Origin of the sequence: Singulisphaera sp. GP187, assembly GCF_900129635.1 — a bacterium.
Taxonomy (GTDB): domain Bacteria; phylum Planctomycetota; class Planctomycetia; order Isosphaerales; family Isosphaeraceae; genus Singulisphaera.
In genome coordinates this window covers 4406871-4432016 of sequence record NZ_FSRB01000001.1, presented here as the reverse complement: position 1 = coordinate 4432016, position 25146 = coordinate 4406871, and the positions used below count along the sequence as shown (strand labels likewise).

Sequence of the window (25146 nt, the reverse complement as noted above, 5' to 3'; positions counted from 1 at the left end):
AGGGCATCGCCCTAAATGGTTGGGGCGAACCGTCGAGCGATGGTGGCCCGGTTCTGAGTTCGGCGAAGTCGCTCGAGCGCGACAATCAATTCAGGAGGATAATGATGCGCATGTCATGTCAGTCGACCGGGTTGCGGGCTGGTGTTTTGGCTCTGGCTCTGGTCAGCTTCGCGGCCACGAGTGGGCGAGCGGATACCCTCATCAATTACAGCACCTCGGGGTCGATCGATTCGACCGGAGTGTCGGGTCCGGGCGTGATTAGCTTCATCCCGGTGACCTCCAACCAGTTCAATTCGCCGTCGGCGTTCAGCCTTGGCGATTTCCAGGTGGCCGCGTTGCCATCCGGTGGGTCGACGACCTATGTGAATACACCCTTCCACATTACGTTCTTGGCCAACTCGGTTGACGGCGAGGTTCCCAACCCCAATGATACGCCGTTCCAGATCAGTGGCACGCTGAATGGAACCATCACCGGTGCCAGCCAGTCGTCCGTGGTGGCGAAGTTCGACCCGCTCACGAACCCCACGTTTGCGACCGGTAAGTTCCTCAACACGCTGAGCTTCACCGACAATCCGTTGTCGCTGGTGCCCTCGACGACCAACAACGGTCATGCTTCGGCCCAGGCTTACCTGACCACCGAGACCCGCGTTCCCGAGCCGACCTCGATCGCTCTCTTCCTGACCACCCTGGCCGGTCTCGGTGTTCGTCACCGGGTTCGTACCCGGCGGGCTGCCTGATCGCCGCTCGCCACGTTCCTACTAGAGCAAAAAGGTCCCGCAGCCCCTCCTGTTCGAGGGGCTTTTTCTCCCAACCAACGCCTTGCTCAAGCACCGTGAGATCCGATATGTGTCGCGTCTTGCTCCACAACCACGACTGCTTCTCGCCGACGTTCGCCTTCCCGGTGTCCTTCGACGGTTTCGGATCGACCCCGCTTGAGACTGCTTCAACCGTTGAGGCGAACGGTCCGGTGACCCAGACCGGCCGTTCCTTCTTTTGGCCTGTTCACGGATCGTTTCTTTCGCTCGATGTCATCGACAACGAGGGCGTTTCGAGCCTGGCATCCACCTCGGTCGAATCGGGTTCCCTGACCCGTTTTAGCAGGAGGAATGCCGTCGCTGACCCCGCCACGCCCGCCGTAACCACGGCGCAGCAGGGCGGACTGGACTTGGCCCGCCGGCCCCGCGTGGGGCGCCGTTCAGGCAAGCCAGTCCTTGCGATCGACCCCCTCTTGCGGGCGTTCGCATCACGTGTTTCCGACCCTATTTGAACATCGGATTTCCAGGAGTTTCACCTTGCGACTGTCCAGACTTCACACCCTGATGTTGGCTCTGACGCTCGGCGGATGGATCGCCACGACGACCGAGGCGTCCCCCATCTCGCAACCCCTTTCCTACGGCACGACCGGGTTCATCGGCGCCGGCGCCGGCTCCCTGAGCTTCACCGGGAACTCCGGTGGTGTGCTGACCCCGGGCGTCATCAACCTGGGAAGCCTGCATATCGCCAGCTTGCCCGAAGGCACGACCCAGGTGATCAACGCCGTCCCGTTCTCGCTCAACGTTGCGTTCCCGACCGGACCCGGCGGAACCTTCCCGTGGAGCAACGTTGCCGTCACCGGCGTGCTGAACGGAACGATCACCGGGAATGTGTTCTCGGACGTCCTCCTCTCGTTCACCTCGATCACCCAGGCCGGCAGCACCCCCTTGCCGTTCACGCTGAGCAACTTCCAGATGATCGGCCCCGTGCAACTCGCCCCCCAGGGCGTCAATGGTGGCTCGACTCAGTTGTTCGCCTATGTCGGCCCCTTGCTGGCCGGCCAGGAAGTCCCCGAGCCGAGCACCCTCGCCATCTTCGCGATCGGTCTCGCCGGAGTGGGCTTGGCCCGCCGAAATCGCAAAGCTTTGTCTCGCTGAACAACACCGCGTGAACAACCAGTGAGCAGTCCGCTCCTGAGTCGTGGCCGGTGACGACGAGAACGATCCCAGCCCCGGGAAGAAGACGCAGTCCAACCGACTGCCTTCTTCCCGGGGCTGATTGCGTTGACCTTCTGAGCTTGCGCTCGCCTGAAAGGCGAGCGGGGAGCGGATCGCTCCCTGTCCCCTCAGCAAGGCCGATATCTGTTGGTCCCTGGACTCGCAGGCGCCCCGCTCGCCCCGCAGGGATTGTTACACGTTCTTAGTTTTAGGTGATGGCTTCTTCGCTCGTGGATCAGGCGAGCTTTTCGATGAGCGTGATCAGGGGCGTGAAGAACGCGGCGGCCACAACGACCACCAAGACGCCCAAGGCCAGATAGACCAGCGCGGAGAGGACCTGGATCCACCCCTCAAGGCGGAGCGAAGACCGTCGCGCGGCTCCGGCGGCCGTCTCTCTCAAGGCCCAGGGCAAGTTGCCGACCCGGCTGGCCGATTCCAGGATCGCCGCGTCGGCCGGACCGATCAGCCCTCGGTTCCGTAGCGACTCCCAACACTCGGTCCCGTGGCTGAGGTCTTGGAGCGTCAGCGTCAGCCGGTTCCGCACCCACCCCGGGGGAGAAAACCGAATCAGGATCGCGATCCCCGCGGAGAGCGACTTTCCCCCCTCCACCACCCAGGCCAGGGACCGGAGCACCGGCGCGGTGTGCCGCGACCGGAACAAGCGGTCGAGCCAGAAGACGTTGGGCTCCAACCAACCCGTCAAGGAAAGCGGCAAAATTACCGCCACCGTCAATTCGCAAACCGTCATCAACACGAGGAGCGGCCAGCCCCATCTCATGAAGAAATGGCTCGTCAGGATGACACCCACCGTGAACCGGGGCAGACCGATTCCGAAGTCGGCGAAGATGGCCTCGAATTTGGGGAAAATGAAATAAAGAACAAAAAATAGAATGAATTTCATGAATAAAAGAAGGGTCACGAGATAGGCGATCCGGGGGATGAAGCTGGCCCGGAGGACCCGCTCGGGCGTTTTCGGGTCGGCCGCCTCGCGGAGCGCCCCCGCCAGTCGGTCGGACGCCCAGCCCACGCCGATCGAGAGCTCCGCGTCGCGCGGCAAGACCCCCGGCACCAAGACCAGGGCCTGGGGGAGCGGAGCCCCCTCCTGGAGGTAACGCGTCAGGGCCAGGAGCCGCCGCCTCGATCGGCCGCGGTGCGCATCTCCCAACGCCTCGATCGCCGCCGCCAACGGCATCCCCTGTTCCACGGCGATCGCCAAGGTCTGGAGCAAGCTGTCGCGCTGGCTCTCCCACCGGCTCGCGACCACCGTCAGGCCAGCCACGGCCAGGGCCGCCGACGTCAGCACGATGACCGCCGCCAACGGATCCCGAAGCGCCAGCAACCCCGCGCCCAAAATCAGGCAGAGCAAGACCGCGATCACCAAGCCCGCAAGAAGTCGGTCGTCTCCGAACGACACGCTTCCACTCTCGGCTCCGTTGGCTCGGAGGCCGTGCTCGCTCTCCATCTCGGCGACTCCTTTTCTCACTCGACTTCGACAATTTCTCCGACAACTGTCTCTTGATTCATTAGACAGTTGTCATGGGCTGGGTGCAAGACGGAGGCGGCGTCATCGCGACGGGGAGTGTGCCGGTGGGAGACTCCCTCGTTTGAAACCCGCTTAATTCCCCGGACTGCGGCCGGGCGGCGAGCCAATCTTGCGGGTCGGGCCGATGTGACCATTGACCTCGCCCCGGTACCGGCGATATGATTGGGACCAGATGGACGATAGGCGGATGCGCCCGGAGCCTCCCTGGATGCGATCCTTGACGACGACACTACGACTTCAACGAATTCTTGGCCTTCGACTTGGCCGGGTGGAGTCTTAGGGTTCGTCGCCGCAACGCCTCTCGCGTGACCTACGAAGCCCCGAGACCCGCCCCTGGCCGGCGAGTCTCGGGGCTTTCTCCGTTTCTCCCGGTCGATGCGTCCTTTGCCTGCGAACTCCGTTTCTTCACCAATCTTAAGCAGGAAGAGCTACAGCCATGGCTGACGCGAATCGAATCCGGATCTTCGACACGACCTTGCGTGACGGCGAGCAATCCCCCGGCGCGAGCATGAACATCGTTGAGAAGGTGGAAGTGGCCCGTGCCCTGGCCGCGCTCGGAGTCGACATTATCGAGGCGGGGTTCCCGATCGCCTCCCAAGGGGACTTCGAGGCGGTCCGCGCCGTCGCCGCCGAGGTGGCGGGTACCACCGTCTGCGGGCTGGCCCGGTGCAACGATCGGGATATCGACCGCGCCTGGGAGGCCTTGCAGTACGCCCAGAGTCCCCGAATCCATGTCTTCCTGGCGACCTCGGCGATCCATCGCGAGCACAAGCTCAAAATGACCCGCGAGCAGGTCGTCGAACGCGCGGTGGCCAGCGTTCGCCGCGCCAAGGGGTACTGTAGCGATGTCGAATTCAGCCCCGAGGATGCCGCGCGGACCGAGGTGGACTTCCTCTGTGAAGTGGTCGAAGCCGCCATCGCCGCCGGCGCGACCACCGTCAACATCCCCGATACCGTGGGCTATGCCACACCCACCCAGTACGCGGCCGTCATCACCGCCCTCCGCGAACGCGTTCCCAACATCGGCCAGGCCGTGATCAGCGTTCACTGCCACAACGACCTCGGCCTGGCCGTCGCCAATAGCCTGGCCGCCTGTGAGGTCGGAGCCCGCCAGGTCGAGTGCACGATCAACGGCATCGGCGAACGCGCTGGGAACGCCGCGCTCGAGGAAATCGTGATGGCGTTGAAGACGCGGGCCGACTACTACGGCCTGACCACCGGCATCAAGACCGAGCGGCTCTACCCGGTCAGCCGGATGGTCTCGACGATCACCGGCCTGACCGTTCAGCGCAACAAGGCGATCGTCGGCCGCAACGCGTTCGCGCACGAGGCGGGGATCCACCAGGACGGCATGCTCAAGGAGCGGTCAACTTATGAAATTATGCGTCCCGAGGAGGTCGGGGTCCCCAAGACCGACCTCGTGCTGGGCAAGCACTCGGGCCGCCACGCCCTCCGCGACCGGGTGACCGAGCTGGGCTACCACCTGAACGAAGACCAGCTCGAGATCTTGTTCGAAGACTTCAAGACGCTGGCCGACAAGAAAAAGGAAGTGTACGACGAGGACTTGGTCGTCCTGATCGAGAAGCACATTCAGGACGTTGCCGCGCACTGGACCTTGGTCAGCCTGCACACCACGGCCGGGACCAGTGTGACCCCGACGGCCACCGTCTGCATTCGCCGGCCCGACGGCCAGCTCGTTCAGGACGCCGCGATTGGCGACGGCCCCGTCGACGCCATTTTCAAGGCGGTCGAGCGCGTGACCGGAATCACGGCCAACCTCCGCGAATTCGGCGTCCGGGGCGTCACCGGAGGCAAGGACGCCCAGGGCGAAGTGTCGCTGGAACTCGAAGTCGAGAGCGACGACCGCACGTTCCGCGGCCGCGCGGCCTCGACCGACATTATCGAGGCTTCGGCCGAAGCCTATCTGAACGCCGTCAACGCCATCGCCACCCGCCGCGAACGTGACCACCCCCGCGAGGTCATCGGCCGCCCCGGGGCAGGGGCCTGAGCGTCAGCTTGGGCCTCGGTCGTTAGTCTGCGAGAGTGATGCTCTGTTCGCTTGAGCAATTGTCAGGGTCAGGAGCCGATGAATTGCATCGCCTCCTGACCCTTTGTCTTGCTACCCCAGCGGAGGGCCGCCCTGAAGGCCACCGACTTCACTTCAGGTGTGTCCTGCCGGGACGGTCAAACCTATCGGCGTCATTGTCGCTTGCCAATGGGATTCATGAGTCTGCATGGAAAGCGGCACGCGATTAAGGTCGGCCGGGGAGGGAGGGCACCGCGGTCTTGATCTCGGCCTTGCCCGTGAGGTCCCACAACCGCAGCGCGAAGTCGTGGCCTGGGGCGACGGTCTGGGCGCCGCCGGACGCTCCGCCGCCCGAGACGGCGAGGTCGCCGCGGGGGCTGTACGCGACGGTCCAGACCCATTCCTGATGGCCGGTCAGCCGGTAGAGTTCGCGGCCGCTGGCGATGTCCCAAAGCCGAATTGTGCGGTCGTAACTCGTCGACAGGAACTGCCGGCCATCGGGGGCCATCGCGATGCTGGTCACTGCGAATCCATGCCCGTCGAACCGACGGACCTCGACACCGCGATCGAGGTCCCAGAGGTGGATCGCGCCGGGGACGTCGGGAAGCTCAGGGTTGATTCCCGCGATCGCGTGGACGCCATCCGGGGTGAAGGCCAGGCCGCGCACGATCCCGGCCTGCTCGAGTGACTTCAACTGACCGCCCGTTTCAAGGTCCCAGAGCCGCATCGTATGGTCCTTCGGGCCGGACCCGGTCAATGCGCGACGGCCGTCGGGCGAGAAGGCGACCGAGCGGACCCAGTTGGTGTGGCCCTTGAGGACATGGATCTCCCGGCCGCTGGCCAGGTCCCAGAGTCGGGCCGTCTTGTCCCGGCTCGCCGTCAGGGCGCGTCGGCCGTCAGGTGAGATCGCTAGTTCGTAGATTGTACCGGTGTGCCCTGAGAGGCGGCGGATTTCCTTGCCGGTCTCCAGGTCCCAGAGTTGAACGATGCCGCCGGTGCCACCGGAGAGGGCCTGGCGGCCATCCGGGGTGAACGCGAGACTATGCACTTCGCCCGGTACTTCGCGCGGGCCGTGGGTCTCGGCTCCGGGATCGTCGGTCGCCGTCAGGAACCGGCGGATCTCCACCCCGCTGGCCACGTCCCAGAGCCGGAGCGTCCGATCGCCCCAAGGCCAGCCGCTCCCCGAGAGGATTTTCGTGCCATCGGGAGAGAACGCCACCGAAAAGACCGACCCGGTATGCCCCTCCATCGACCGGAGCAACCGCGGCCCGACGGAAATCTCGACTTCCCGGCCTTGCCCTCGGAGGATCAACGTGTCGGGAACGACCAGGTCGAGAGGAACTTCGACGTTCATCCGCAGGTTGTCACCCTCGATCGACGAGGAGACACGCGGCGGCTTGGGGGGATTCGCCGTCACCCTGGGCGGAGGCGTGTGCGGCTCGGAACCTTGATCGGTCTGCGCCAGCACCACCCCGACCAACGCCAGGACTCCGAGCGAAACGCCGGTCCCGACGGCCATGACTAACTTGCTCACGAGCTTTGTCCTCCACATGGAGTTTATCAGCAGGTCAACAGATGTCGGAACACTCCCGACATCTCCGGAGAGTACGCCCAGCGCCGTCCGAACCGAGGACCTGGTCAACATGCCCGAGACCGGGACCGAACTCCACCCACCCTCGTGAGCGAGCCCTCCCAACGACCAGGCTGTCGCACCGAAACCACGACGTCCGAGTCGCTCCCGCAAGAGCTTTCGGCCTCGCATCAAATGGCTTGAAAGCGTCCCCTCCGGCACCCCAAGCTGAACTGCCGCCTCCCGCCGCGACAGCCCCTCCAGTTCGCAGGCCACCAGCGCGGCGCGGTATCGCCCGGGCAGGCGGCTCAATTCCTCGTCGAGCACCGAGTGCAAATCGACCTGACCGGGCCCTTGGTCGGTCGCGAGCTCAGCCCGGTGCGGGTCCACTGATGCCCGCTCTCTCGCCTGCCGCCTCGCCTCGGACCGCCTTAACTCCTTCGCCGCGCGGACGGCGACGCCATAGAGCCAGTTCGCCAGCCGCTCCTGCCGAGAGGCGGCGTCCGCCCGTCGAGCCAGGACGAGGAAAGTCGCCTGGAAGGCATCTTCCGCGGCATGGTAGTCGGAGAGCATCCGCCGACAGACCCCCATGACCATTGGCCCGTGGCGCTCCACCAACACCTGGAACGCGGCCTCGGCGTCGCAACCGCTCTGACGCAGGAACCGCCTCAGCAACTCATCGTCGCTCAGCCCGCCGATTGCTCCGCTCGTGAAGAGCGTGCCGAGTTGTTGCTGGGCTTTTCTTGCGGATTCTTGCGCCACGACTCAATCCTATTTCGCTCGCAGAGTTCAGACGGCCACCCTTTCCTAAAGTAATGGCCGCGGGGGTTCCCGCGCGTGCAAAATTCAGGAAAAAAACGGAGCCCTGTCGTCACGTTGCCGGGTTTTCCGCCCTGCCACGGGTCGGGCGCTCCGCCCGCCGTCCCAGGGAACACCAGGTGTCGGCATGAAAGCGTGAGCTCCCTGTCTTCCTGAGGCGAGGGTCACGCCCCTCCCGCCCGCAATTTGATTCCAGTGCGAGCGGGGCACTCTCGGTTTCAGAGCTGACGATGACACCAGGCTTGGGAGGACCGAGAAGCCACCGCCACTGTGGTCCCACGGTTATGCCGCCGAGTGCCGGCCTGGTTCTCCTTTCCCGTGCTCTCCGGGGGTATACTGGGGGGTCGTTCCTCGCCATTCAATCCGGGGTATGTGTAATGCATTTACATGGAAGCGTCTTGATTTGTTTGCTGGGATTGACCAGCCATGCTGTCGGCCAGTCTCCGCAAAGCGTCGACTGGCCGCGGGTGGGGAATGACCCCGGTGCCACGCGGTACTCGAAGCTCGACCAGATCAACCGTGAAAACGTGAGTCGGCTCAAACCGATCTGGACGTATCACACGCGGGAGCTCGAAGGCCGCACCGGCAAGACCATCGAATGCACGCCGATCGTGATCGATGGCGTGATGTACGTCGTCACCGGGTATCTCCGGGTCGTGGCCCTAGACGCCGCGACCGGCAAGGAACTCTGGCAGTTCGACCCCCTCAAGGATCATCCGTTCGAGCACCAGCCGACGTCCGGCGGCGTCAACCGGGGCTGTGCGTACTGGTCCGACGGCCAGCCCGACGGCGCGCGGCGGATTATTCATGGCACGGCGGACGGGCGCCTGTTTTCGCTGGACGCGAAGACTGGCCAGCTCGACCCGAAGTTTGCCGACGGCGGGATCCGCAACCTCCGCAAGGAACTCGACCCGAGTGTCGCCAAGCTTGGCTATGGACCGACGTCGGCTCCGGCCCTCTGGAAGAATTTGATCATCGTCGGGGTCTCGTGTGGTGAAGGCCCCGGGATTGCCGCGCCGGGGGATATCCGGGCGTTCGACGTCCGGACCGGCGAGCAGGTCTGGCGGTTCCACACCGTGCCCCAGCCGGGCGAGTTCGGACACGCGACCTGGAAGGGCGAATCCTGGAAGGGGCGAGGGGCAGCGAACGCCTGGGGCGGGTTCAGCGTGGACCCGGATCGCGGCCTGGTCTTCGCCGGGCTCGGGTCGGCGGCCTTCGACTTCTACGGCGGCGACCGGCAGGGCGACAATCTGTTCGCCAACTGCACGCTGGCGCTCGACGCCAAGACGGGCAAGCGGGTTTGGCACTATCAGACCTTGCGTCATGACCTCTGGGATCACGACCTGCCGGTCTATCCCAACCTGGTCACGGTCACGCACGGTGGCAAGCCGATCGATGCCGTAGCGCAGGTGACGAAGACGGGCCATGTCTTCCTGTTCGACCGCGAAACGGGCAAGCCGCTCTTCGACGTCAAGGAGCAACCCGTCCCCACCTCGGACATCCCCGGAGAACTGGCGGCGACGACGCAGCCGATCCCGGTCAAGCCGCCGTCGTTTGCCGCCCAGTTCCTTGATGAGACGAACATCACCAACATCGGCGAAGCCAACCGCGCCTCGGTTCTCGCCCGCTTGCGCACGATCCGAGGGGGGCCGGCCTTCAACCCGCCCAGCCTTCAAGGAACCGTCGTCATCCCCGGCTTCCACGGCGGCGCGAACTGGTCCGGGGCCTCATTCGACCCGACGACCGGCTTGCTCTACGTGAATTCAAACAACGTTCCCAACATTATCGCACTTGTTGAAGGCAAGCCGGGCGACACCCCGAGGTACGGCCCTTACGAGCACACGGGCTACCTTCCGTTTCACGACCACGAGGGCTACCCGGCGATCAAGCCCCCCTGGGGAGTCTTGAGCGCGATCAACCTCAACACGGGGGACTTCGCCTGGCAGGTCCCCCTCGGCGAACACGTCGAGCTGACCGCGCGCGGCATTCCGCGCACCGGTACGGAAACCTTCGGTGGCTCGATCGTGACCGCGGGGGGCCTGGTGTTCATTGCTGGCACCAAGGATGAACGGATTCACGCCTTCGACAAGCAGACCGGCCGTCTGCTCTGGGAACACCCGCTCCCGGCCGGAGGCTACGCGACCCCGTCGACCTATCAGGTGAACGGCCGTCAGTATCTCGTGATCGCGGCCGGAGGCGCTGGGAAACTCCGGACGAAGGCGGGCGATGCGTTCGTGGCGTTCAGCTTGCAAGAGGCGGAATGAGCTTCCTCGGGCCGAGGCCGGGTACAATCAAAGGGTGGGCCCAACCCAGGACGTGGAGTGAGTGAGAGTGGGTCTTATGCCTGAAATCGCGATCACGGCGGAACCCTTGACCGGCCCGCGTTGCGTCTTCCTCGTGAGCCGCCCGATCGCGCCCAATCAATGGGCATACGCGGCCGACCTCAACTCCGCGCAAGGCTCTCCCTTGGTCGAAGCCTTGTTCGCGGTTGAGGGAGTCTCTGCGGTGCTGGTCGCTCACGACTTGCTCGTGGTCACGCGGTCGGGTGACCCGGGCCTGCCGCTGGTGGGCCCCTACGTGCGGTTGGTCCGACGTGTCCTTGGCGACCCCTCCGCGCGTGCCCCTGTCGATTGGAAGACCCTGGGAAAAGGGGTGGCCAAGGTTCTCCGCTCTCACCTCGATTCGGGGCAGGTTGCGTTCGCACCTGCCTTGATCGCCTCAATGCCCACGACCGAGCAGCTTCGCCAGCGGGTGCGTGACGTGCTCGAGGAGCAGGTTAACCCCGTGGTGGCGAGTCACGGCGGCGGAGTCGACCTTGTCGATCTAATCGACAACGTCGTGTATCTACGGATGTCGGGAGGTTGCCAGGGTTGCGGCCTCGCCGACGTCACCTTGAGGCATGGCGTCGATGCGGTGATTCGCGAGGCCGTGCCGGAGATCGGGCGGATTCATGACCTGACGAATCACGCCGCGGGAGCGAGGCCCTATCAAGCCCGCGGTTCCAGTCCGTTTGTTATCAAAAAATGAACGCTCGCGTTTGCGATGGTTTTTTCGTAGGGTGGGCACGGCCCACTATATTGCATGATTGCTGCGTTGTGTTAATGATGACTTGCATGTCTTTGTCGAAGTGCCGAGGCGTCGATCCTCGCCATGCTCAATCGGGCCAAAACGCGTGGTTTTGCCCCGTGATGCGTCCTGTTCGACGGATGGTATTCCAGCCTGGAAAAATCTCAAGGCGGTCCGCGGGCACGGTTGGTTCTGGCTGACCCGACTGAAGGCGAATCGACTGGTTAAAACGAGGTTGACAAAATTTCTTTGACGGACACAAGCCTTAGCAGAGCATTCTCCGAGACAAGAGGGTTAAAAAAAGGCCGAAAAGTGCGGGTTGTTAGTATGCGAATGGATGCAGGCAGGCCGGGGTCTCGGCCGGGCCGGACGAGCGACTGTTGGAATTGCCAGCTCACCCAAGCACGATCAAAGGACCTGCCGGAGGCACCACGTATAAGCCCAAGATTTCACCCGATTACCCCGAAGGACAGGCACGGATCACTACGCCTTTTGTTTAAAGGCGCATGCAACAGATAGTGAGTCGGGCTCGTCCTTCGGAACAATACCAGGGGTAGCGCGGGCGATCGGGCAGGGAGAGCGTCGCCGTTTGGCTACCCCTCGGACCTGCGGGCTTGCTTTCAGCCGGATAAGAGGGACTTCAGGTCCAGGCTCTTCCAGAGCCGCTGGCCGAGGCCGACATAAAGGTCGGCCCGGATTTCCGGGCCGGCGACGGTGATGAGGGCATAACCCGGGGCGTCCGCGTGCTCGAAGTGCTTGATGAAGGGGGCTTCGGCCCGGAGTGCTTCGCGGCGTTGGGAGTCGGTGGTCGGGCTGAACTTCGGCTCCAGCGCGACGAGATCGGGACCGAAGCGGTCCACACCCTCCACATGGTCGCGGACGCCAGCGTCGGGCTTCGGGATGACACTGTTGAGGGCCAATTGGAGGAAGCGGCCGGTCTCCGTCTCGCGGACCACGAGGCCGTACCGGTGCAGGTGACCGCACAGGACGATGGCCCGATGGGCGCCGAGGAGGTTGAGCCGTTTTTTTCGCCGCGCCTCGGCTTCGGGTTTGGCGTCGAGGTGCCAGAGCGAGCGGGCTCCGAACGGGACGACCGGTGGGTGGAGCAGGACAAAAGCCTGTCGCCCCTCGCGAGTCGCCAAGGTCCGCTCCAACCAGGAGAGCGAGTCCGGGGCGTACGCATCGAGGAACACGAACAACGCTTCTTCGTGCTCGACGGTGAATGAGGCGGCCTCGAGCTTCTGCTTGGCCTGGTCGGCCACGAAGGGGAGAAGGACCCGCTGATAGGCGTCGACCGCACCGGGTCCTTGGATCTCGTGGTTGCCTTTGACGGCCAGGAACGGAACGCCGAGCCCCGCGTCACGAAGGAAGGCCGCGGCCCCTTCGCACTGCCGGGTTGCGAGATCGAGCGAACCGCACATCCCCTCGATCAGGTCACCGAGTTGGACCGCCCGAGTCATCGGCACCTTGGACCCGGCGGCGACCTGGCGGAGCTCGGCGAAAAGCCGGGGAAGGACCTCCCGGGTGATCTGACTGTAGTTCTCCACCTGGGCCACGTCGTTGGGATGTTCGCGACGGAGCCAGTCGTGGTCGTGGTCTTCCGGACGGTCGAAATGCAGATCCCCCAGCGCGAGGAAGGAGAACGGGCGAGCTGGCCTCTTCCCGGCCGAATACCCGGTGCGGCTGGCAGCCCCCATTGCGAAGGCCAGCGCAGCGGCCTGGAACCGGCGGCGTGTCAATTCGTGACTCATGTTGAACGACTTTCCCATTGATTGAATGGCTTATCCGACGAGTCCTGAATCTCGGCCGGGCTGGCCGAGCCACTGTTGGCACGCCCGGCTCAACCCAAGCAAGCAAGGATCAAAGAGTTTGCCAGATGCATCACGGCGCACTTGGTCGCGGTTGATTCTAATCTTCTGGGTGGCCGCGGTGGCAAGCCATCGCGGCCACCCCAATACAGAGCCATGAATTCCCGACATGCCACCAGGATTAATACTGATCGGCCGAGACGACCTCGCCGCCGGCACGCGTTGCCAGCGCCCACCAGGCGTTGATCGCAATCGTGCTCTTGATCGCGCGAACCGAGCCGTCGCACAGCAGCAGGTTAACCACGCCGGAATGGCGGCTCGCGGCCGTCATCGCACCGCCGCCCGAGGCGCCTCCATAACCGCAGCTCCAACTGTTCGGCGGCATGACGTGGTTGTAACGCGAGTTGGCAGGCTGCCCCGAATGCCAATACTTGCCCATCGAGTAGTTGTTCGTGAGGCTTGCGGCCGAGGTGGGCACCCCCACGGCCACGCATGCGTCGCGGAAAGGCTGGACCTGGGCCTCGTTGGTCGCCGGGTCGGTTACACCCCCCGCGATCGAGGCACTCGGCCGAAGCGTGTCGAGCTGCGATTGATTCGAGCCGCCGATCCCCATGAGCTTCTCGCTGAAGGCCGCCGTCTGGCTGGTTCCATCGGTGATCTGCTGGAACCCGATCACCGAGTTGCTGCCGATCATCGCCCCGAAAACGCCGTCGAACGCGGCTGAAGCCTTGCGTGCGAAGAACGAGCCCGGCGACGACCCGGCGCAAGCGGCGTAGTTGGTGTGCCCCGCCGTATTATCGAGCCGGCTGGTGTCGGAGGGGCAGAGGAGCATCGTGAGCTGAAACTGGATGATCGTCGTGTTCTGCGGGGTCGTCGGATTCGTGAACCCATAACTGAAATTGATCGCATTGTACAGGTTCGACTGCTCGACGTAGGACAGCAGCAGTGCATGCGCCGACCAGTCGTTGTAGCTCGCGGGGCCGCACCCCCAGGGAAGCGAGCCAAGCGAGCTCGCATAGTTGTGCATGGCCAGGCCGATTTGCTTGAGGTTGTTCGTGCACTGCATCCGCCGCGCCGCCTCGCGCGCCGCCTGAACCGCGGGTAGGAGCAGAGCAATCAGCACGGCGATGATCGCGATGACGACGAGGAGCTCGATGAGAGTGAACCCGGTGGGACGAGAGGTCCGGACCGGACGCGTCGAATTAAGATTCATGAACATCATTGCCTTTGGATCAAAACCTTGGAGCACCGCCACGGCAATGGCCCCTGGAGCGTTCCAGGAGCCCCCGTGGACGCCCCCGATCGATGCCTCCCTCATCGCATCCGAGGGAGGCATCGAATAGAAAAAGAGTGAGGGGGTTGGCAAGGCACGCTCTGCGAGTTGACGCGTTGAGCCATGCCTCTGGTGCAAAGAGAATTGATATTCGGAGTCTTGAACGAGGGGATCAAGTCCGAGTTATGGCGCCTGCGGCCCGATTCACCAAAGCTTCTCGATATCCCCTTAAACTATTCAGACTCAGGCTCGTTTGAGGGGATCTTTGTGTTCCTCAACGATTTGGATTGGCAACTCACCCCACATAGGAACCGTCGGCGCAGAGGAAGGAGCCGCCAAGACGCCAAGAATTCAAGGAGCTACAGCTTTACCCACGGGTCGCCTACGGTCCGGGCCACCTAAGAAATCCTCTGACTCCTTGAGTGCCATGAGATCCGGGACTCAATGGAGTCAGCGCCTGGCCCCCATGATTTCCGTGCGTCACCCGACGGTAAACCGATGGTAGGAGCGGGCGGTCAGGATGCTCTCACCGTCCCGCAATGGGTTGAGAGGAGGCAGCCCCCTTCTGTTGGTATGTTATTTATGCTTATTGTAAAGATTGCAGTATTTTTAATCATGTATCATTATAAGAGTAGTTGCTGTAGAGTTGTTCGGTCTCGACTGGCGACAGTGAGTGCAGGGACTTGAATCCGAAGGCTTTGAGCGCCTCTTCGTAGATCTGTTTCTGCTTCGTCGAGACGTCGATCGATGCCGTCAGGGGCTGCGTTACCCGGGAGGCAGCACGCCCGTTGCAAGATCGGTTCGGGCCGACCTTGATTGTTCTGGCCTTTCTTGGTCCATCGCAAGAATTTCAGGCCGCTCGCCGCGCAGGCTGGCGCTGACTGTCCCGACGGCGGCGAGGCCCTGTTGGGCCGAAAGGATCGGGATCCAAAGGAGATTCGCGACGACCGGTGGGGCGACGATCGTCGAGAATCAGAGCGACCTGGAGGCCGCTCTGATTGATCCTCACAGGTTCGAAGTCCGGTTGGCCGGCCCTCAGATATCGCCTGCGGCTGCCTCGTCGAGGATCCAGGTGACCTTGCCCGAGGCGGATTGCAGGAGTGAGCCGGGAACTTGCGCGGTGATCGGACCTCGGAGCGATTGGGCGACGGCTTCGGCCTTGTTGGGGCCGAAGGCGACAACCAAGATCGAGCGGGCGGCCAGGATTGGGGCCACGCCGACGGTGAGAGCGCGAGAGATCACGCGGGACTCGTCGCCGAAATCCTTGGCGGCATCGGCGAGGGTGACCGGGTGGAGGTCGACCAGGCGGGTGGGCAGGCGCATGGCCGCTTCGGCGGCAAGTTCGCTCGGCTCGTTGAAGCCGATGTGGCCGTTCCGGCCGAGCCCGAGGAGCTGGAAGTCGAGGCCGCCGTCGGCGGCGATCCAGCGGTCGAACTGCGCTGCGTGCTCGGCCGCGGCCGACGCGGGGACGGTTCCGTCAAGCACGTGGGCCTGATTCGCCGGAAGGTCGACCGCACGGAACAGGTGCCGATGCATGTAGGCTCGGTAACTGTTCGGGTCGAGTGGGCTGATTGGGTAGTATTCGTCGAGGTTGTAGGTGGAGACGTTGGCGAAGGAGAGCGTTCCTTCGCGGTGGAGGGCGACGAGATGTGCATAGATCGGCTCGGGGGTTGAGCCGGTGGCGAGGCCCAGGACCGCCCGTCCGCGTGTGGCCACAGCCGAACGGAGGGCGTGAGCCACTCGTTCGGCTGCGACTTGACAGGCGGACACGCGATCGGGAAAGACGAGGACGGAGGCGTTGGCCAATTCGAGAACACGGGCGGGAGCGGACATCGACGCGGGAACTCCAAAAAGGCCGCGGCCAAGCCTCAGGCAGGTCGGCACAAACTAGGTCAAATGCAAAGTCAAAGTCAGACGGTGGTGGGGATCGCGAGCTTGGCGGCGGCGGTGGCAGGGGCGACATGGCCGCCCAGGAGGCCAAGGGCGATCTGGAGCGGGTCGGCGGTGTTGGCGTCGAGCTCGGGGTCGTACTTCTCGATCTGGAAGAGTTCGACACCGATGAAGCGGTCGTCGGTCCGGGCTGCGCGGCCGGTCAGGCTGTGCCCCTCGGCCCACTCGCGGGTCAAGGCGGCGTAGGCCCGGCCCAGGTGCGAGCAATACTTGGTGTAGTCGGTCAGAAGGACCTGAGACGCATGGCAGTGGATCGCCCATTCCTTGGTGCGTTCCGCCTCGCCGTCATAGCTGAAATAGGCGTTGGGCTGCGGCAAGGGGCCCCAGGGGGTCCAGCCGGTCAGGACCAGCGTGTCTTTCAGTTGGGCTCCAACCAGGCCGACGGAGGCCAAGGCCCGCGTCATCCGGTGTGCCACGTGGGCGTCGGTCGCCGGAGGAAGGATGATCGCACCGGGCCGGCGCTGGATGAACCACTCGACGATCTTGTCGATGTCGCGTGGCGAGGGCTGGTAGCCGGGGGTGCGGTAGGCTTCGAGATCCCAGCAGACCGCCTCGGCGCCGAGCACGCTGCACTCGAGCCGGAACTCCGACTCGCGAACCGTGACCTTCTTCTGGTCGTTGAGCCAGGGAGCGGCGACGTTCCGCTCGCCCGCGAAGACCAACACCTCGATCACGGGCAACCCGCGACGCACCGCATATTCATGCAGCAGGCAGGCCGCGCTGATCGCGCCGTCGTCGGCATGGGGGCAGAGCATTACCAATGGCCGATCGCGGCCGACCGCTTGCCGGAGCGACTCGCGGACATCGCTCAGGTGTCCATGAGTGCCGCGACCCTTTGCCGCGCTCAACAATCGTTCGAAATCGGGCTGCCAGTGGGTGCCGCCCGGGGACAGCAGAGTGTTTGCCATGACCTGAGAAATGCTCCGACGGAACTGTCCCTTCGCTCCGTCTCAGATCGTCATCGAGCACCCGGCTCAAGCCGCAAAGAAAGGTGATCTCGATCGGATCGGAAGTCTAAGCTCGTGCTGCCCGGTCGCCTGGAGGGACCCGGCTGGACATGCACGCGCGAGGGCGAACCATGATGAACTCCCTTGATCCTATTGTGGGGGGCAAGTCCCATGCCGTCAACTCCAAGGCACGGTCGCTCGAAATCTTTGTCCGATCCCCTGAATGAGGGCGGGTTTGGAACCTGACCTATTTCACCTGATCCGTGGGGTTGACCCACTTTCAATCCTTTCAGGCCGCACTGGACGCGGATCGTCGGCCACTGCCTGATTGGGGTTGTAGGAGGTGTGAGGATTATGGGGCAAGTTGTCGCCTCCCGCAAACGGAGGGACGGCAAGGCTGAAGCTAAGCAACGGGTGGCCGGACCCGAACTCCAAGGGGGGCATCCCGAGGAGTTCCGGGCGATCGAGGCAGGTCGACAATCAGGGCCGGTGGAGCTTTCTTTGGCCCTCGTTGCTAGATGTTCGTATCCTCGAACAGCCGGGCTCGGAAGCCGGACCACTCGGTGGTCTTGGGTTGGTCGTCCGCATGTTGGGCGAGGAAGTCGGAAACCCGTTTGTCGAGCAGGTCGAACCGTTCGGCCAGGACCCGGACGACCGCGAGGGCGAGGGATTCGGCCGTGCGCGGATCGTTCTGGCGAAGCAGATCGTGCGCGGGATGGCCCATCGTGAGGATGCAGACGTCGGTGGAGGCGCGAACGGTGATGGTCGGAGGGGTGGGGCGGAAAAACGAGGTGGTGCCGAACACGGCGGGGGCGTGGAGGTTGGCCAGGATCTCCTTGCGGCCTCCGGGAAGCGCTCGCTCGATCACCGCGCTCCCCTCGATCAGAAACGAGAGGTGGTCGTTCGGCTCCCCTTGCTCGAGCAGGACCGCGCCCGCGGGCGCGTGGCTTTCCTCGAGCATCGCCAGCAAAGCACGCTTTGCGTCGAGCTCGACGTCGACCAGCAAAGGTGCCACCAGGAACTGTTCGGCGACGGCGGCCGTGACCATCGTCGAGCCTCCTTTTTTTTTCGGATCGGTGACGGATCGTGACGAGAGCGACCCCTCGCCCTAGACGTCGTCCGACCTCGTCTCCTCTTTCCCTAGAATTTTACACGGTCCAACCTGGGTGTCTGGAACGATTGTAGCGAAAAATGGAATTCTCGGCTTCTCGGGCTTCCTTGTTTCCGGATTTCGCCGGATGTTCGTTTCGTGACTGCCCGATCTATGACCAACATGCAAGGGGATCGGTCATCTTCCGGTTGTGAATTCCTCGTGGAACGAGGACTGACGCCGAAGGCGGAGGGAGTCGCCATGAGACGGACACGAGCCATCGCCATCATCGGGCTCGTCTTGGGGCTTTCCGGCTGCGCCGGGACCCATCAACACCAACATTTTCCAGCGAACGGCCCAGTCCCACCGCGGCCGACCGGGCTGGTCCGGCCCGGTTGTGCATGCCAGGCGTCGGCTGCGCCGCGGCCGTCGCCGTTCGGGGCGAATTCGCCGAACCTTGTACCGACCGTCGCGGCGCGGCCCATGGTGCCGTCGGTCTCCACCGCCTCGCGCACCACGCCGCCGTCGCCACCCCCGCCGTCCGCAACGCTGCCGCCGTCGTCACGACCGGTCGCGGTTCCTGCAGCGGGGGGCGTCGTGCGTTACTTCCCCTTGTATGAGGGGGATCTTGTGCGGAGTGTGTGGGACGCTGCGCCGCCCGACTTCTTCGGCGTTCGCACGTCGATGACCCCCGCGACCGCCCCGGCGGCGGACGAGGATTCCCCCGGTCCGCTGGGTCCGGAGGCCGGTACGCTCTCCCTCTCCTCCCCCGAGCTTCGCGAGTTACCTCAGGGGAATGCTCCTGAGCCGACGCTCCAGGGGCAGCCCGTCACGTCGACCCATTTCCGCGAACGTCGAGGGGATGTGGTGCCGGTTTCCGCGGTCGTCACCAGCCAGTCGTCCGCCTCGACCGGTCAGTTGCCCCCCGCGGGCGCTCTCGACGTTCCTCTGTCCGGCCCTGACCTGGCGGTGGGTGACGGGACGGCCATGCCCCCCAAGACGCTCGAGCTGGAGCATGCCGACGATCTGGTGCTCGCCGGCCGCCCGCGCTGGCAGCCGCAAGCCCAGGTTCCCCTGGTTCAGGACCACGATCAGGATGGTCCGTCGACCTGGATCTCCGAGCTTGCCTTTCGGCGCCCCGCCAAGCCGGCCGTGCGCGACCCGCACCTCGTGCCGATGGCGCGGACCGACCTGACTTCAGCCACCGCCCGGCGAACGACGGTGGTTTCCCGCTTCATCCGTCGCGTCCGGGTGGCCGGCCAAGCCTTCATCAACCCTGACTCAGTCCGGCGAGAATCGGGCAACCTCGCGGAGCAGAGGCAGGGCGTCGAGCGCGCCTCGACCCACCGCCTCGGCGAACCGTCGCAGCGTTAACTCAAGGTGGTCCGCCACTTCGGGGTAGCGATTGATGACGTTGTTTTGATCCCAGCGGTCCTCGGGCTTCCGGTACAGTTCCGGGGGTCTCGGGGGATCGTCGGGATCGGTCTCGATCGGGACGATCAGGTGCCAGATGTGGGTCCGGATGGCGAACTCCTCCACATCCATCCCCATGCAGGCGTAGTCGCGAACCTTGGTCTGCTCCCCTCGGATCAGCGGGAGCAAGTCGTGGCCGTGGGCCTGTTCGCTCGGCGGCAACCCAAGCGCCCCGAGGATCGTCGGCAGCAGATCCACCGTCTGCACCAGGGCCTTGTGCCGTCCGCCCCCGAACCGGCCGCCGGGCATCCGGATGATCAACGGGGTGTGGACCAACTCTTCGTAGAGCCAGGGGCGGAACCGCCGCACCAGCCCGTGCTCGCCGAGCGGTTCTCCCTGGTCACTGGTGAAGATGATCAGGGTGTCATCCATTCGCCCTTGGCGTTTCAGGGCGTCGAATAACTCGCCGAGCCAGCGGTCGACCAGGGTGACCGTTCCGGCGTAAGTCCGGCGCAGCCGGAGCAGCTCCGCCTCGTCGAGCACGTCGCCGACCGCGCCGGCCGGCACGTCGATCAGGGCGCGGACCTCCTCGAGGTCGAGCTCTTCGTCGCTCTCGTCCTCGACGAGGTCCCCTTCGTCGCCAGCCTCGAACTCGTCGGGCTCGGCGGCCGCGTACTGGTCGCGGTAGGGCTCGGGCGTATCCCAGGGGCCGTGCGGGCTGAACAAGTCGAGCCAGAGCAGGAACGGGTCCGGCTTCGTCCCTTGGGTCTCGAGCCAGTCGATGGCCGAGCGGACGGTGCGGGCGACCCCTGTGTTCTCCTCCCGGTCGGTCTGGAGCACGGCCCTGTTTCTCAGGAACTGCTCCCAACGCCCCTTCCAGAGGTCGTAATCCGGGTCGTCCTTGGGCGGGAGCCGGAGCCCCGGCTCCTCGCTGATCCGGACTTTGCCCGCGCGCGGGTCGCCGGGCGGGACGAGCGGGTCATACCCTTGTCCCCGGATCCAGCGAACCTCATCAAACCCGCGGCCATATCCTTGCCCGACGTCGCGGAGCAGGGGGACGTCGGAGATGAGCGCGGTGCGGACGCCTTGGTTCCAGAGCAGGTCGGGGAGGATCGCCTCATCGGGCTGAAGCGGGGTCCAGCCTTGCGCGGGGTCGGGAAACCCGTAGCGGCCGGTCCACCAGGAGCGGCGGGTGGGCAGCGTCGTCAAGTTCTCGGGAAAGTGGTGGTCGAAGACGACCCCTTCGGCCGCTAAGCGGTCGAGGTGGGGCGTTTCGATCCAGCCGTTGCCGTACGCGCCGAGGAAGCCCAGATGCAAGCTGTTGCAGACGACCACAATGACATTCATCGCCCGATTGTAACGCCCGCCGCGCCGAACGTCAGCAGCAGCCGCGCCAGGATCAGTTTGCTTCACCGCTGGCGAACGTGCCGCTTGATAAGAACTGGCCTCGGTGCGATTTGCCAAGGCCGGCGTGGGGACGCGGGCCAGTCTAGCGTTTGACCACCAAGGTGCCATCACCTTCAATGACGTACGATCGAACCCAGGTGGCAAGCGCTTCGATCCGGGCATCCCGAATCGCGTTGCTCGCCGGATCGGCGACGGCGACGAGTCGCTCCGCCAGGTCCATCGGCGTGCCGACGAAGACGAGGCCGTTGAGGCGGAGGAACGAGTCGGCCGCGGCGAACGCCACGCGTTTGTTGCCGTCCTCGAAGGCCTGGGACTGGCTGATGGCGACGCCCAGGATGATTGCCTGCTCGATCAGGTCGGCCTGGTTGTAGTGGGCGGCGTAGGGCGGAGTCCAGCTTTTCGGAGAAGAGCAGCGGACAAGGGGGCGACCCGGTCCGTTCCAAAACCGCGGCATGCAACGCGATGACTCGATCGAACGTGAGGTAGATCGTCTCGTTTGTCGGTTTCATTATTGGCCCAGGAACCGGTACGCTTCCTCATTCTGTGCCCAACTGGCCTCGAAGATTCGGGCCAATTCCGGATCAAGAGTGGGTGCCTTGGCAGGCGATGGATCCGGGCCAGAGCCAAGGTTCGGCTGAGTCTGAGGGGCGATCTCTGGCGGTGGACGCACTCCGCTGGGTTTGAGGTTGGGCGGTTCGGAATTCTTGTCGATGGGAATCATCGTCCGTTTCCTCCTTGGATGTATGTCTGGGGACTGGCTCCACGGGATCGCGGTCGGCGGCTATTGAACTCGCCCAGCGGGATTCTCGTGGAGCGAAGAAAGCTCGAGGTCGGGGGATCGGCCAAGAACTTAAATGATGAAGGCCCGGTACGTTCAGTTCGATTCCTTGGCCGTGATCGTCAGCAACCCATCCTTCACGGTGTAGGTCAGGCCAACTTGTTTCAGGATCAGACGTAGAGTGGTCTTGAGGGGAACTCCTTCGAGGTCCAAGGTCACTGGCGAAGTCATCGACTTTTCCGCCTTTTGCAAGCCCATCGGATCGACGTAGATCGGGATTCCGTTGTCGTTTGTCCCGGTTGTCGCTCGCTTGATGTACTTCAGCACGTCTTCCAACGGCGTCTCGTTGCCGAACGACATTGAGATCGGATCGTCCAGTTTCTCGAGGATCACCAGATCCGGAGCGAGCCGTTTCGCGCGATACTCGGCTTCACGAAGGAGAATCTCAGCCTTCTTTGCCTCGACCTGGGCCTGGAGAACCTCCAATTCGAGCTGGGCTTTCTGCCTCCAGATCATGAAATCCGGTTCGGCCTTCCCAATCGGGTTGCGGCCTGGTTGCGAATGGCCCGCCTTTTCCGTGTGGTTCGCCTTGCCCTTCTGACCCTCTGCCGCGCTGGGCGGTGTGATCGTCGCCAACCAGAAAGTTCCCAGAGCGAAAACGCAGGCCACGGTCGATCGCGTTGCCATTTCAGCACCTCTCGTCCCTGTGTGAGCCCGCGATGGTCGCGGGCCGGTCCCGTCCGTCCGTCCGTTAGATGGATTGTCGGGAGGAAAAGTTCCCAAGGGATCTGGAGACTTTGCGATCCGAGGTTAGACTTTCGATCGAGATTTTGTCGAAGGCGTGGTGGTTCGATGAGGCAACGATATATTTATTGGTAATTTGTAAGTTTTGTAATTGCTTTTGTTTTAAATATGAATTGGATTTAAAGTGCGAAAGATCCAAAGCCTCAGCGTCGAATCTGCTCAGTGTTGATTTAAACTTTCTGCTGACGCTCAAGGAGACTGTGGCAAGGATTCGTTCCCACGCTCTGCGTGGGAATGCCGTCTGCGACGCTCCGCGTCGTCTTCCCCGGCGGGTGGGGCCGCAGAGCGGCCAAAACGGCATTCCCACGCAGAGCGTGGGAACGAGTTTCTCCCGTGATTTTCAGCCTCCGGGGCAGACAGACGGCCCTGTTTCCTTGCGACTGGCTCCGCTCAAGCCGTGATTTTCGCAAGACTCTATCTGACTCGATTGGGCAAAAATATGAAAACATTGGGTTGTATAAGATTGGGATTAGGCCTGGTCTCTCATGTTGGATATCAGGAATTTTCCTGTCCTCATTTCTCTAATTTCTCCAGTTTGTGCAGAACGCCTTGGCTGTCCTCGCGCGATCCCCTCCTCTCGGTCGTCGTTGCAATAAAACCCGCGTGTTGCCAGGATAGAGCGTGACGCGCAGGAACTTCGACCCGTATCGCTCCTTGATTGGAGCTGAGTCTGATCCTTGGGAAACCCTTCCATGCCGGAGTTTGCCTACCAGGCCCCGTTTCCGCTCGGTCCCGACCCGACCTCGTATCGTCACCTGACTTCGGATTACGTCTCGACCGTGACATTCGAGGGACAAGAGATCCTCAAGGTGGCGCCCGAGGGCTTGTTGGCCCTGGCACGCGAGGCGTTCCGCGACGTTTCGTTCCTCTATCGCGAGGCGCACCTCGCCAAAGTGGCCGCGATCTTCGACGATCCCGAGGCCTCGCCCAATGACCGGGGTGTTGCCCTGGCCTTGCTCAAGAACGCCGTCGTGGCTTCGGGCTTCAGGTTGCCGATGTGCCAGGACACCGGCACGGCCACGATCGTCGCCAAAAAGGGCCAGCGGGTCTGGACCGGCGTCGTGGATGAGGAGTGGCTCTCGCGGGGGATCTTCGAGACCTATCAAAAGGAAAACCTGCGATACTCTCAGACCGTCCCGCTCTCGATGTTCGAGGAAGCCAATACCGGGACGAACCTGCCGGCCCAGATCGACGTCATGGCCACGAACGGGGGGACGTATGAGTTCCTCTTCGTGGCCAAAGGGGGCGGGTCGGCCAACAAGTCGCTCCTCTTCCAGGAGACCAAGGCGCTCCTCAATCCGGCGAGCCTGGAGAAATTCCTCGACCAGAAATTGCGTTCGCTCGGCACGGCCGCGTGCCCGCCCTACCACCTCGCGATCGTGATCGGCGGGACCTCGGCCGAGGCGACGATGAAGACCGTGAAGTTCGCCAGCGCGGGCTACCTCGACCACCTGCCGACCGAAGGGAACGCGCTGGGCCGAGCGTTCCGCGACCCGGCGCTCGAGGAAAAAGTCGTGGCCCTGGCGCGACGCAGTGGGATTGGGGCCCAATTCGGCGGCAAGTACTTCGCCCTCGATGCCCGAGTCATCCGTCTGCCGCGCCATGGGGCCTCGTGTCCGGTCGGGATTGGCGTCTCCTGCTCTGCGGATCGCAACCTCAAGGCGCGGATCGACCGCGACGGCCTCTGGGTCGAGAAGCTGGAGCGCAACCCCGCGCGATTCCTCCCCGGCGAGCACCGCGCGGGGCTCGGCGCGGAGCACGGGGTCGCGATCGACCTCAACCGCCCGATGAGCGAAATTCGCGCGGAGCTGTCGCGATACCCGGTCGCCACCCCATTGCGATTGATCGGGACGATCATCGTGGCCCGCGACATCGCGCACGCCAAGATCAAGGAACGACTCGACCGCGGCGAGTCGATGCCCACCTACCTCAAAGACCACCCGGTCTACTATGCCGGCCCCGCCAAGACGCCCGAGGGGCTCCCCTCGGGATCGTTCGGGCCGACGACCGCGGGCCGCATGGACAGCTATGTCGACCTCTTTCAGGCGAACGGCGGATCGATGGTCATGATCGCCAAGGGCAACCGCTCGAAGGCCGTGACCGACGCCTGCAAAGAGCACGGTGGTTTCTATCTCGGCTCCATCGGCGGCCCCGCCGCGCTCTTGGCCCAGGAGAACATCAAGGAGGTCGGTCTTCTCGAATACCCTGAACTCGGCATGGAGGCCGTCTACAAGATCGAGGTCGTCGATTTCCCGGCGTTCATCCTCGTCGACGACAAGGGAAATGAGTTCTTCAGCCAACTCCCCGTGCTCTCGTAAAAAAATGAAAAGCGTCATCTCGCGACTCGCGAAACCCGTTTTTATTTCTGGGAAGACGGGTTTTTGAAAGGATCAACGCGGTGACCTTTTCCAGCCGTAAGCCTCCGCGGGTCACTCCCGCGGAGGCCACGTTCTTCCCAGACGTGATGCCGGCCCCTTGAGAGAGTTGGTACGAGACGAATTAAGAAAACGTGTTTTTTATAAACTGCTAATTGATGCTTCTTGTGGGTTTGCTGACGCATTGCGGCTTGACGTCCCAATGCGCATTCGGGGCTCTGCCGTTGGTCTCGGCTTTCTTTGATTTTCTGATGGGTGACCATCGCGATACAATGGCTGCTGGGTGCCACGGGTTGTACTCAACCCG

At 63.7% G+C, this 25146-nt stretch carries 17 protein-coding genes; 7 read left to right on the top strand and 10 right to left on the bottom strand.

The genetic code is table 11. The features are described 5' to 3' along the window. The first annotated feature begins 110 nt into the window (after positions 1-110). Positions 111-737, top strand: coding sequence for a PEP-CTERM sorting domain-containing protein (locus BUS42_RS17090; protein ID WP_254053566.1), 627 nt, complete (start codon positions 111-113; stop codon positions 735-737). A 555-nt stretch (positions 738-1292) separates the two neighbouring features. Further along, positions 1293-1910, top strand: a complete 618-nt coding sequence (locus BUS42_RS17080) for a PEP-CTERM sorting domain-containing protein (RefSeq protein WP_254053565.1) — start codon at positions 1293-1295, stop codon at positions 1908-1910. Positions 1911-2205: 295 nt separating this feature from the next. On the opposite strand, the gene BUS42_RS17075 is transcribed toward BUS42_RS17080, so the two are convergent. After that, positions 2206-3432 (bottom strand): type II secretion system F family protein, encoded by a 1227-nt coding sequence (locus tag BUS42_RS17075; protein ID WP_074308177.1) that lies wholly within the window; start codon positions 3430-3432, stop codon positions 2206-2208. Between the two features lie 517 nt (positions 3433-3949). Here BUS42_RS17075 and BUS42_RS17070 point away from each other — a divergent pair. After that, positions 3950-5521 (top strand): 2-isopropylmalate synthase, encoded by a 1572-nt coding sequence (locus BUS42_RS17070; protein WP_074308175.1) that lies wholly within the window; start codon positions 3950-3952, stop codon positions 5519-5521. 244 nt (positions 5522-5765) lie between these two features. On the opposite strand, the gene BUS42_RS17065 is transcribed toward BUS42_RS17070, so the two are convergent. Then, positions 5766-7871, bottom strand: a complete 2106-nt coding sequence (locus tag BUS42_RS17065; protein WP_074308174.1) for a sigma-70 family RNA polymerase sigma factor — start codon at positions 7869-7871, stop codon at positions 5766-5768. Between the two features lie 434 nt (positions 7872-8305). On the opposite strand from BUS42_RS17065, the gene BUS42_RS17060 reads away from it, so the two are divergent. After that, positions 8306-10192 carry a pyrroloquinoline quinone-dependent dehydrogenase gene (locus BUS42_RS17060; protein ID WP_074308172.1) on the top strand — a complete coding sequence of 629 codons (1887 nt, stop codon included), beginning with the start codon at positions 8306-8308 and terminating at the stop codon, positions 10190-10192. 76 nt (positions 10193-10268) lie between these two features. Further along, positions 10269-10955, top strand: coding sequence for a NifU family protein (locus tag BUS42_RS17055; RefSeq protein ID WP_074308170.1), 687 nt, complete (start codon positions 10269-10271; stop codon positions 10953-10955). A gap of 659 nt (positions 10956-11614) precedes the next feature. On the opposite strand, the gene BUS42_RS17050 is transcribed toward BUS42_RS17055, so the two are convergent. The 5 genes from BUS42_RS17050 to BUS42_RS17030 all read right to left on the bottom strand — a co-directional run bounded on the left by BUS42_RS17050 (position 11615) and on the right by BUS42_RS17030 (position 18020). Further along, positions 11615-12745, bottom strand: coding sequence for a metallophosphoesterase family protein (locus BUS42_RS17050; protein ID WP_159452242.1), 1131 nt, complete (start codon positions 12743-12745; stop codon positions 11615-11617). 238 nt (positions 12746-12983) lie between these two features. Further along, positions 12984-14015, bottom strand: a complete 1032-nt coding sequence (locus tag BUS42_RS17045; RefSeq protein ID WP_074311162.1) for a DUF1559 domain-containing protein — start codon at positions 14013-14015, stop codon at positions 12984-12986. A gap of 1095 nt (positions 14016-15110) precedes the next feature. Next, a complete protein-coding gene (locus BUS42_RS17040; protein ID WP_074308166.1) occupies positions 15111-15908 on the bottom strand; it encodes a glucosamine-6-phosphate deaminase in 798 nt (265 codons plus the stop codon). Between the two features lie 77 nt (positions 15909-15985). Continuing rightward, positions 15986-16933 carry a PIG-L deacetylase family protein gene (locus BUS42_RS17035; RefSeq protein WP_074308164.1) on the bottom strand — a complete coding sequence of 316 codons (948 nt, stop codon included), beginning with the start codon at positions 16931-16933 and terminating at the stop codon, positions 15986-15988. Positions 16934-17486: 553 nt separating this feature from the next. Then, complete coding sequence (locus BUS42_RS17030; RefSeq protein WP_074308162.1) at positions 17487-18020, bottom strand: Crp/Fnr family transcriptional regulator; 534 nt, start codon at positions 18018-18020, stop codon at positions 17487-17489. Between the two features lie 303 nt (positions 18021-18323). On the opposite strand from BUS42_RS17030, the gene BUS42_RS42800 reads away from it, so the two are divergent. Next, a complete protein-coding gene (locus BUS42_RS42800) occupies positions 18324-19436 on the top strand; it encodes a hypothetical protein (RefSeq protein ID WP_143206355.1) in 1113 nt (370 codons plus the stop codon). On the opposite strand, the gene BUS42_RS17020 is transcribed toward BUS42_RS42800, so the two are convergent. The 3 genes from BUS42_RS17020 to BUS42_RS45155 form a co-directional block, all read right to left on the bottom strand. Next, positions 19344-20822, bottom strand: coding sequence for a sulfatase family protein (locus BUS42_RS17020; RefSeq protein WP_074308158.1), 1479 nt, complete (start codon positions 20820-20822; stop codon positions 19344-19346). The genes BUS42_RS42800 and BUS42_RS17020 overlap by 93 nt on opposite strands. A gap of 142 nt (positions 20823-20964) precedes the next feature. Continuing rightward, positions 20965-21336 carry a Fic family protein gene (locus BUS42_RS17015; protein ID WP_074308156.1) on the bottom strand — a complete coding sequence of 124 codons (372 nt, stop codon included), beginning with the start codon at positions 21334-21336 and terminating at the stop codon, positions 20965-20967. A gap of 420 nt (positions 21337-21756) precedes the next feature. Next, positions 21757-22347 (bottom strand): STN domain-containing protein, encoded by a 591-nt coding sequence (locus tag BUS42_RS45155; RefSeq protein WP_074308152.1) that lies wholly within the window; start codon positions 22345-22347, stop codon positions 21757-21759. A gap of 809 nt (positions 22348-23156) precedes the next feature. Between BUS42_RS45155 and BUS42_RS17000 the strand changes: the two genes are divergently transcribed. Next, positions 23157-24782: a fumarate hydratase gene (locus BUS42_RS17000; RefSeq protein WP_074308151.1), complete on the top strand. Its 1626-nt coding sequence runs from the start codon at positions 23157-23159 to the stop codon at positions 24780-24782. Positions 24783-25146: the final 364 nt, after the last annotated feature.